The organism is Jiangella anatolica, assembly GCF_003236295.1.
GTDB classification, from domain to species: Bacteria; Actinomycetota; Actinomycetes; order Jiangellales; family Jiangellaceae; genus Jiangella; species Jiangella anatolica.
On record NZ_POTW01000084.1, the window covers coordinates 21,904 to 31,031 of the forward strand.

Consider the following 9,128-nt stretch of genomic DNA (forward strand, 5'->3'; position numbering starts at 1 on the left):
CGGGCGTTGTGCCTTACCCTGGGCGCGTGCTCGATACCGTGCCGCCGAAGCGCCGCACCCCGCGTCTGCCGGGTGCGGTGTCCCGACTCTGGTACGGCCTGCACCACCTGATCCGCGAGGCGGCCAAGTTCGCCACCGTCGGCGGCGTCGGCTTCGTGTTCGACCTGGCGATCTTCAACGCGCTGCTGTTCTGGGGCGACGACGGCGTCGGCCCGCTGCACGACTCCCCGCTCTGGGCCAAGACCATCGCGGTCGTCGGCGCCACCACGGTCACCTACACCGGGAACCGGCTGTGGACGTTCCGGCACCGCGCCCGCACCGGGCTGGCCCGCGAGTACACGCTGTTCTTCGTGCTCAACGGCATCGGCCTGGGCATCGCGCTGGCCTGCCTCGGCTTCTCCCGCTACGTGCTCGGGCTGTCCGGCCCGCTGGCCGACAACATCGCCGCCAACGTGGTGGGCCTGCTGCTGGGTACGCTGTTCCGGTTCTGGTCGTACCGCACCTGGGTCTTCCCGGCGCACCGGGTCCAGGAACAGGTTACCTAGCTCACCAGTCGGCGGGCGCGCGGCCTGTTCGACGCCCGGAGCTGCTCGGAGATCGCGGCCCGCTCTACCTGTCCGTTCGCACAGTGGAGACGCACGTGAGCCGGCTGTTGGCCAAGACCGGCGTGGCGGACCGCCGCGAGCTACGTAGGTACCTGCCCGGCTAATGTCGGTAGCGGGTACGGACGCGGACCCGCCTGTCACCGCGCGACCGTTGCCGCATGACCCCTGCGACCAACGCCGTCGAGCGGACCGAGCGTGAGCGCCTGCCCGCGGCCGGCCGTGCTCGGGCGCCGGATTCACGGGGTGATCTTCTTCCCTCGGTGGGTCCACGAGCATCCGCACCGAACCGTGCTGCACCAGAACGCGCATCTGCCGCGCATGCGCCGGTACCGCGATGCGGGACCCACCTCTCCCATCCAGGTCGTTTCCGAGTCCGCCACCATCGCCTTCATCGAGAACTGCGGTGTTGACAACAACGAGGTCATCGCCTGTCCACCCGCCCAGATCCCGGCCGGATACGCCGACCGGCGCGCCTGAGCGCCGGCGTCGCCACGACACAGCGAGGAACGCGACCCATGATCAAGAGAAGAACAGCCGCGCCGCACCTTCGGTGGCTACTGGCCTGCGCGGTGGCCATCGTCGCCCTGACGGCCGGTCCGGCCGACGGACGCGCGGCCGCGGCCGCGGACGGCCGAGCGGCTGAGCCGGCGGCGGCCGGAGCGCACCGGCCGGGCCGGCTGGTCTCGGCCGGGCCGCTGCCGGAGCACCTGCGGCTGCCCGGCGCGGCCACCGCCCACCGGATCACCTACACCTCGACCGGGTTCGACGGCGAGCCGGCGGTCGTCGCCGGCGCGGTCTTCGTCCCCGACGGCCCGCCGCCGCACCGCGGCTGGCCGGTGATCAGCTGGGCCCACGGCACGGTCGGCGTCGCCGACGTGTGCGCGCAGTCGGTGGCCGGCCGGTCCGCCCGCGACGTCGACTACCTGTCCGCCTGGCTGCGGGCCGGCTACGCCGTCGTGGCCACCGAGTACGAAGGGCTCGGCACGCCCGGTCCGCATCCGTACCTGCACGGCCGGTCCGAGGCGTACGGCGTGATCGACATCGTGCGCGCCGCCCGGTCCGCCGACCCGTCGCTGGGCCGGACCTGGCTGGCCGTCGGCCAGTCGCAGGGCGCGCAGGCGGTGCTGTTCGCCGGGGCGATCGCCCGGTCACGAGCGCCGGAGCTGAACTACCGTGGCGCTATCGCGACCGCACCGCCGTCGCAGTGGCGCACGACCGTCGCCGCGGTCCGCCCGTTCGACCCCACGACACCGGCGATCCCGAACATCCTGCTGGTCCTCGAGTCGCTGCGGGCCACCCATCCGGATCTGATCGAGCCGGCGGACCACCTCACCCCGGCCGGCCGGGAGCTGTTCGCCCGCGTGCAGGAGGAGCTGTGCTTCCGCCCGCTCGCCGAGACCATCGCCGGGCGCACCAGCGCCGAGCTGTTCGCCGTCGACGCCGCCGAGCAGGAGCTGCTGACCCGGCTGCTGGAGCAGGACGCCGACATCCCGATCGTCGCGCACCGGCAACCGGTCTTCATCGCACAGGGCACCGCCGACACCGTCGTCTACCCGCCGGCGTCCCGGACCACGGCCGACCAGCTGTCCGCGGCCGGCACGGACGTGACGTTCCGGTGGTATCCGGGCGCGGACCACAGCGGCGTGCTGAGCGCCGCCCGCGACGACCTGCTCGCCTGGGCCGGCGCCCGAGTGGGGAAGGGCTGATCGGGATGACCGAGACGACAACGTTCGCGCGGGTCGACGAGGTCCCGGCGGGCCTGCGCGACGCGATGACCGGCTATCTGGAGCGGGCGGCCACGCACCCGGAGATCCAGCGGGTACGCCGGGTGGCGCAGGACGCGCTGGAGCTGCGGCCGGGGAACCGCGTCCTCGACGCCGGCTGTGGGCTGGGCGAGGTGGCCAGGTCACTGGCCGTCGCCGTCGGCGCGCGGGGTGAGGTCGACGCCGTCGACACGTCGCGGCTGCTGGTGGACGAGGCGAGCCGCCGGCTGCGCGACGACCCGCTGCCCGTTGACCGCGCCGCGATCCGGTACACCGTCGGCGACGTCGTGGACCTGCCGTTCGACGACGCGACGTTCGACGCCGTGCGGTGCGAGCGGGTCCTGCAGCACCTGGCCGAGCCCGATCGCGCGGTCGCGGAGCTGGTCCGCGTCACCGCGCCGGGCGGACGGCTGACGCTCGTCGACACGGACTGGGAGTCGTTGGCCTTCGACGGGCTGCCGGACGAGTTGGTCGGCCGGCTGCGGCGCCGGCTCTGGCACAGCCCGGTGATGAGCGGCCGGTCGATGGGGCGCACGCTGCGGTCGCGGCTGATCCGCGCCGGTGCCGGCGAGGTGCGGTGCGAGCCGGTCACACTGTGCTTCACCGGCCCGGAGGACGCCGCCGGCGTGGTCGGCTTCGTCGAGCCCGGCACACTGGAGATGCTGCTGGCGGCGGGCGCGCCCGTCGATCCCGCTGCCGACGCCGTGTTCGCCGCCGACTGGGCCGCGGCGGTCGCGTCCGCTGGGAGCGATCTGCTCACCGTCCTGACGATCTGGGTGGTGACCGGTCTCCGCGGTTGAGCAGCCGTTCGCCCGTGGGCGCAGCGTGCCGGTCGTGCGGGTCGGCGACACGGTGCGCCGGACCGTGCCCGCCACGCTGCTGGGCCGGGCGGGCGATCTCGAGACGGCCGCCGCCGGGGCCGACGCGCTGCCCGCGACGTCCTGGCGCCCATGCGGGTGTCGTTGCCGTTCACACCACGTTTCGGCGCCCGCCCGTAGGGTGGGCCACCCACCCCTCAGGGCGGGCTGTACACCGGGGCCGAGCGCACACGGGCGCGGACCGCCGCGGAGAGCGCGACCCGGGCGACCACCGCGGAAAGCACGCCCACGCCGACCGGGCGGAGAGCTCAGCGCACCGCCGGGCCGGCGCGCAGCACCTGGGAGTCCAGCTTGCGCCCGACCAGCCGCTCGGCCAGCCCGGCCGCCTGGATCATCGCCGGCAGGTCGATGCCGGTGTCGATGCCCATGTCCTCGAGCAGGTAGACCAGCTCCTCGGTGGCGATGTTCCCCGACGCCCCGGGGGCGTAGGGGCAGCCGCCCAGCCCGCCGACCGACGCGTCGAAGTCGGTGACGCCGAGCTGCAGCGCCGCGTAGACGTTGGCCAGTCCGGTGCCCCGCGTGTTGTGGAAGTGCAGGCCCAGCGGCAACGAGGCGTGCTCGTCCCGGGTCGCCTCCACCAGCCGGGTGACGCGCGGCGGCGTCGCCATGCCGGTCGTGTCGCCGTAGGCCAGCGAGTCCACCCCGGCGGCGACCCCGGCAGACACCACCGAGAGCACCCGCGAGACCGGCACGTCGCCCTCGTACGGGCAGCCCCACGCCGTCGACACGACCAGCTGCAACGTCCCGCCGGCCTCGTGCACCAGCGACGACAGCGCGGGCAGATCGGCCAGCGACTCCGCCGTCGACCGGTTGATGTTGCGCTGGTTGTGCGTGTCCGACGCCGAGACGACGACCTCCAGCTCGGTGAACCCGGCCGCGAGCGCCCGCTCCGCGCCGCGCAGGTTCGGCACCAGCGCCGAGTACCGGATCGACGGGACCCGCCGGACCTGCGACCACACCTCGTCGGCGTCGGCCATCTGCGGGATCGCCTTCGGGTGGACGAACGACACGGCCTCGATCCGCCGCACTCCGGTGCGCCCCAGGGCGTCGATCAGCTCGACCTTCGCCGACGTGGAGATCGGGTCCTCGTTCTGCAGGCCGTCGCGCGGACCGACCTCGCGCACGCTGACGCTGGAGGGGAACGTCACGTCACTCACCTGGCCAATCCGGACGCCGTTTCTCGTTGAACGCCGCGACACCTTCCGTTCTATCCCGGCTGAACGCGGTCGCCCGCCAGGCGGCGTCCTCGATGTCCAGACCGGCGGCCAGCGGCGCGTCGAAACCCTGCCGCATGGCCCGCTTCGCGTTGCGCACGCCGACGGGGGAATGCGCGGCGATCGACGACGCCAGCTCCACCGCGGCCTTCCGCGCCGTCCCGGCGGGAACGAGGCGGTCGGCCAGCCCGAGACGGTACGCCTCGGCCGCGTCCACCCGGCGGGCGGTGAAGATCAGGTCGGCGGCACGGCTCCAGCCCAGCCGACGGGTCAGCAACTGCGTCCCTCCGCCGCCCGGGATCACGCCGACGGACACCTCCGGCAGCCCGAGGACCGCGGTCTCGTCAGCGACGACGAGGTCGCAGCACAGCGCCAGCTCCAGTCCTCCGCCGAGCGCGTACCCGTGCACGGCGGCCACCACGGGCACCGGCAGCGAGACCAGCCCGGTGAACATCGCCCGGAACACCAGCCGCTGCGCCCGCAGCCCGTCGTCGTCGATCGAGTTGCGCTCCTTGAGGTCGGCGCCGACGCAGAACGACCGGGGCGCCGACGACGACAGCACGACGGCGCGCACCGCTGGGTCGTCCGCCACCGAGCGGACCGCCTCGACCAGCTGCCGCGCGTGGTCGGTGGAGAGCGCGTTGTGCGCCTCGGGCCGGTCCAGGATCAGCTCTGTAACACCAACAGCGTCATCGAGCCGGTTGATCGTCACACTGCCCATGCCGAAACCCTACCGGCGCAGCCCCGCCAGCTCCTTCGCCGCCTCGGCCAGGTCCTTCGCGGTGTCGATGGCCCGCCAGTACCCCTCGATCGGGTACCCGGCCAGCCGCCGCTCCTTGGCCAGCTGCGGGAACGTCGTGCGCTCGTGGTCGCCGACGTCGGGCAGCAGGTCGAGGATCTCCGGCGAGAACACGTAGACACCGCCGTTGATCGGGTACGGCGACGGCGGCGACTCGACGAAGTCGGTGACCCGGCCCAGCTCGTCCAGTTCGACGACGCCCCAGGGCATGCGCGGCCGGGCCAGCCCGATCGTCGCGAGGGCCTGCCGCTCCAGGTGGTACGACGTCATCCCGCGCAGATCGAACCGGGTCCAGATGTCGCCGTTGAGCGCGTACCAGCCCTCGTCCGGCGCGGGCAGCTCCTTGCCGGCGTACTTCAGCCCGCCGCCGCGGCCCAGCGGCTCCGCCTCGACGACCGTGCGCACGCGCACCGGCCGTTCTTGCGTCGCCAGGTGGTCGATCAGCACCTCGCTGAGGTGTCCGGCCGACACGACGACGTCGGTGACGCCGGCCTCGGCCAGCCAGTCCAGCTGGTGGTCGATGATGCACCGGCCGGAGATCTCGATCATCGCCTTCGGGACGGTGTCGGTGTACGGCTTGAGGCGCGAGCCCTGCCCGCCGGCGAGGATCACGGCCTGACGCACGCTGCTCATGGCGCGGACATTACCCGGTGCCGGGGACACTCCGGCGCGGGGTGACGGTGAAGGCGTTGACCGAGCCCAGGCCGCGCACCGTGGTCGGCGGCAGTGCCCGCAGCGCGAACGCCGGCGCGTCGGCCAGCTCCTTCGCGGTGACGTCGTCGACGAGGACCGTGTTGCGCTCGGCCAGCGCGGTCAGCCGGGCCGCGAGGTTCGTCGGCGTGCCGAACACGTCGCCGAGCCGGGCCACGACCGGCCCGGTCGCGATGCCGATCCGGATGTCGGGCAGGCCCGGGTTCTCGCCGATCTCCTCGACCAGCCGGCAGCCGATCTCGGCCGCCGTCTCCGGGTCGTCGGCGGCGAACACGACCTCGTCGCCGAGGGTCTTGATCACCCGGCCGCCCATGCCGAAGATGACGTCGTTCGTGGTGGCCTCGAACCGCTCGACCAGCACGCCGAGCTCGTCGACGCTGAGGCCGCGGGAGAGCCGGGTGAACGAGACGAGGTCGGCGAACCCGATGGAGGCGGGTGCCGCCAGCAGCGGGGCCTCCCCGATGCGGCCGATCGCGACCAGGCGGTTCACCGACGCGGCCAGCTTGCGCCGCCAGGCGTAGATGAGCAGCCGCTCGAACTCCGGCAGCAGCTTCTGCGCGACGAGGTAGGCCGACGTGAGCCGGCTGCCGGTGCCGCGCCCGGCCTCCTCGTTCGCCTCGATGATCTCGGCCAGCGTCTCGACGTGCCACTCCGCCAGCCGCCCGGTCATCCGGCCCAGCGCCCGCACCATCTGCACGGCCGTGGCCTCGTCGACCACGTCGTCGGCGATCAGCTCGGTGACGCCGCGCAGCGCCTCCATGTCCCAGACGGTGAAGGCCTGCTCCTCCCCGACGTCGGGGAAGCCCAGCGCTCGCCAGTACCGCGTCACCTCGTCGACGGTGAGCCCGGCGCCCTCGGCGATCTGTTCCCGCGTGTAGCGGCGGGACGCGCCGAGCAGCAGCCGTTCCAGTTCGTCGGGGGTCGGTTTCCGCGGCGGTTCGGGCGGCAGGGTCACGTGCGCTCGTCCAGGTCGTGCGCCTCGCGCACGAGCTCGCTGAGCCGCAGCTGGACCTGGTGCACCCGCGGCACGTCGTGCAGCCGGACCTGGCCCTGCTCGCTGGCGGCCGACACGACCAGCGTGCCGCAGCGCAGGATGCGGTCGGTGAGCTGCATCTCGTAGGCGACGTCGTTGATGACGGTGTGCGGGATGTCGCGGCCGGTGCGGGTGATGATGCCCTGACGGGTGATCAGCCGCTCACTGGTGATGGTGTACGTGGTGGTCAGCCACGTGAGGAACGGCCAGATCACCCACACGCCCAGGATCACCGCGCCGACGATGACGATGGCCCAGCGGCCGACCGTGCCGACCAGCTCGCCGTCGGGCAGCGCGGACAGGCCGAAGCCCACGCCGGCCGCCAGCAGGAGCAGCACGAGCACCGGCACGATCAGCGCCTTCACGTGCGTGTGCAGGTGATAGATCACCTGCTCGTCGTCACTGAGCTGCTTGTCCGAAAACCCCATGCCGTGAATCCTGGCACGTCGCACCCGCTGGGGAGAACAGGCGCTCTCAGCGCGGCCTCAGGTGGACGACGTCGCCGGCGCTGACGGCGACCGGGTCGCCGCCCGCCGATGGCGCGATCAGCAGCCGGCCGGCGTGGTCGACGCCGGTGGCGCGGCCCTCGACGATCTCGCCGCCGGGCAGCTCGGCCCGGACGTCGCGGCCGACGGTGTCGCAGCGGCCGGTGTACTCGGCGGCCAGCCCGGACACGTCCGGGTCACCGGACGCCGCCAGCCACTGGTCGTAGCGGCTCGCCAGCCGGGCCGCGACGGCGTCGAACACCTCGTCCCGGTCCGCGTCGTAGGCCGCCAATGAGACACCTCCGGCCGGCAGCTGCTCCGGCGTCTGGGCGACGTTCAGCCCGATGCCGAGGACGACGGCCGGCCCGGACGGCGTCTCGACCCGCTCGGTCAGGATGCCGGCCAGCTTGCCGCCGTCGAGCAGCACGTCGTTCGGCCATTTGAGCACCGCCGCCGCGCCCACGCCGCCCACCGCGTCCACGACGACGACACCGGCCAGCAGCGGCAGCCACGACCACCGCGTCGTCGGCACCCGGTCCGGCCGGAGCAGGAACGACATCGCCAGCGCGGCCCCGGGCGGCGCCTCCCAGCGCCGGTCCAGCCGGCCCCGGCCGGCGCTCTGGTGCAGCGCGACGACGGCGTAGCCCTCGGCCGCGCCGGACCGGGCCGCCGCCGCGACGTCGGCGTTGGTCGATCCGGTGCTATCGACCCAGTGCACGTCCCATGTCACAGCACGGACCACATCAGCCGGTGTTCTGCAGGCCGGCGGCGACGCCGTTGACGCTGATCTGCAGCAGCCGCCGCGTGGCCGCCTCCTCCGCCGAGCCGGCCTCGACGTCGTCCTGCCGGAGCGCCCGCAGCGCGCGGACCTGGAGGTACGACAGCGCGTCGACGTAGGGGTTGCGCAGCGCGACCGCGCGGCCCAGCACGTGCCGGTCCTCCAGCAGCCGGCTGTGCCCGGTGACGTCGAGTACCCAGCGGGTGGTGCGCTCGTGCTCGGCGAGGATCTGCTCGGTCAACTCCGGCCGGTCGCCCAGCGCCAGGTAGCGGGCGGCGATCCGCCGGTCGGACTTGGCCAGCGACATCTCCGCGTTCTCCATCATGACGGTGAACAGCGGCCACTCCGCGTACGCGCGGCGCAGCACGTCGAGGTCGCCGACGGCGGCCAGCCCGGAGCCGAGGCCGTACCAGCCGGGCAGCGTGACCCGGGTCTGCGACCAGGAGAACACCCACGGGATCGCCCGCAGGTCGTCCAGCGACGACACCGTCAGCCCGCGCCGGGCCGGCCGCGAGCCGATCGGCAGCGAGCCGACCTCCTCCAGCGGCGTGACCCGGGCGAACCACTCCGGGAACCCGTCGGAGCGAACGAGCGCGTGGTACGCCTCGCGGGCGGCCTCGTCGAGCACCGACGCCACCGAAGAGAACTCCGCGGCGGCCGCGTGCGCCCGCTCCTCCACCGCCGGCGTCGACGCGAGCAGCACGGCCGACGCGACCTGCTCGATGTGCCGTCGGGCGATGGCCGGGTCGCCGTACCGGGCGAAGATCACCTCGCCCTGCTCGGTCAGCTTGAACCTGCCGTCGACCGACCCCGGCGCCTGCGCCAGCACGGCCCGGTTGGCCGGCCCGCCACCCCGCCCCAG

At 73.6% G+C, this 9,128-nt stretch carries 11 protein-coding genes; 4 read left to right on the forward strand and 7 right to left on the reverse strand.

What is annotated here, in order from left to right; all coding sequences use genetic code 11:
• Positions 1-26 precede the first annotated feature (26 nt).
• The 4 genes from C1I92_RS25545 to C1I92_RS25560 all read left to right on the forward strand — a co-directional run bounded on the left by C1I92_RS25545 (position 27) and on the right by C1I92_RS25560 (position 3,168).
• Positions 27-545, forward strand: coding sequence for a GtrA family protein (locus C1I92_RS25545; protein ID WP_199521579.1), 519 nt, complete (start codon positions 27-29; stop codon positions 543-545).
• A gap of 255 nt (positions 546-800) precedes the next feature.
• The gene (locus C1I92_RS25550) at positions 801-1,082 is read left to right on the forward strand and encodes a phenolic acid decarboxylase (RefSeq protein WP_199521580.1); all 282 of its coding nucleotides are present in this window, start codon (positions 801-803) and stop codon (positions 1,080-1,082) included.
• A 38-nt stretch (positions 1,083-1,120) separates the two neighbouring features.
• Positions 1,121-2,311: a lipase family protein gene (locus C1I92_RS25555; RefSeq protein WP_111257459.1), complete on the forward strand. Its 1,191-nt coding sequence runs from the start codon at positions 1,121-1,123 to the stop codon at positions 2,309-2,311.
• 5 nt (positions 2,312-2,316) lie between these two features.
• A complete protein-coding gene (locus tag C1I92_RS25560; RefSeq protein WP_111257460.1) occupies positions 2,317-3,168 on the forward strand; it encodes a methyltransferase domain-containing protein in 852 nt (283 codons plus the stop codon).
• Between the two features lie 326 nt (positions 3,169-3,494).
• On the opposite strand, the gene C1I92_RS25565 is transcribed toward C1I92_RS25560, so the two are convergent.
• From C1I92_RS25565 to C1I92_RS25595, 7 genes are all read right to left on the reverse strand, one after another.
• The gene (locus C1I92_RS25565) at positions 3,495-4,394 is read right to left on the reverse strand and encodes a hydroxymethylglutaryl-CoA lyase (protein ID WP_199521581.1); all 900 of its coding nucleotides are present in this window, start codon (positions 4,392-4,394) and stop codon (positions 3,495-3,497) included.
• A 1-nt stretch (position 4,395) separates the two neighbouring features.
• Positions 4,396-5,181 (reverse strand): enoyl-CoA hydratase/isomerase family protein, encoded by a 786-nt coding sequence (locus C1I92_RS25570; RefSeq protein ID WP_111257462.1) that lies wholly within the window; start codon positions 5,179-5,181, stop codon positions 4,396-4,398.
• 9 nt (positions 5,182-5,190) lie between these two features.
• The gene (locus C1I92_RS25575; protein ID WP_111257463.1) at positions 5,191-5,892 is read right to left on the reverse strand and encodes a nucleotidyltransferase family protein; all 702 of its coding nucleotides are present in this window, start codon (positions 5,890-5,892) and stop codon (positions 5,191-5,193) included.
• A gap of 10 nt (positions 5,893-5,902) precedes the next feature.
• Entirely contained in the window at positions 5,903-6,925 is a 1,023-nt protein-coding gene (locus C1I92_RS25580) for an adenylate/guanylate cyclase domain-containing protein (protein ID WP_111257464.1), read from the reverse strand.
• Positions 6,922-7,431 (reverse strand): PH domain-containing protein, encoded by a 510-nt coding sequence (locus tag C1I92_RS25585; RefSeq protein ID WP_111257465.1) that lies wholly within the window; start codon positions 7,429-7,431, stop codon positions 6,922-6,924. The genes C1I92_RS25580 and C1I92_RS25585 overlap by 4 nt, the downstream gene beginning before the upstream one ends.
• 46 nt (positions 7,432-7,477) lie before the next feature.
• Positions 7,478-8,206, reverse strand: coding sequence for a biotin--[acetyl-CoA-carboxylase] ligase (locus C1I92_RS25590; protein WP_199521582.1), 729 nt, complete (start codon positions 8,204-8,206; stop codon positions 7,478-7,480).
• 25 nt (positions 8,207-8,231) lie between these two features.
• Positions 8,232-9,128, reverse strand: an 897-nt coding sequence (locus C1I92_RS25595; RefSeq protein ID WP_146605282.1) for a phosphoenolpyruvate carboxylase, incomplete at its 5' end; no start/stop codon positions are given.

Excerpts from the sequence above, each read along its gene's own strand:
- C1I92_RS25570 (WP_111257462.1), bottom strand. The coding sequence starts at position 5,181 with ATGGGCAGTGTGACGATCAACCGGCTCGATGACGCTGTTGGTGTTACA.
- C1I92_RS25560 (WP_111257460.1), top strand. The coding sequence starts at position 2,317 with ATGACCGAGACGACAACGTTCGCGCGGGTCGACGAGGTCCCGGCGGGC.
- C1I92_RS25585 (WP_111257465.1), bottom strand. The coding sequence starts at position 7,431 with ATGGGGTTTTCGGACAAGCAGCTCAGTGACGACGAGCAGGTGATCTAT.
- C1I92_RS25555 (WP_111257459.1), top strand. The coding sequence starts at position 1,121 with ATGATCAAGAGAAGAACAGCCGCGCCGCACCTTCGGTGGCTACTGGCC.
- C1I92_RS25575 (WP_111257463.1), bottom strand. The coding sequence starts at position 5,892 with ATGAGCAGCGTGCGTCAGGCCGTGATCCTCGCCGGCGGGCAGGGCTCG.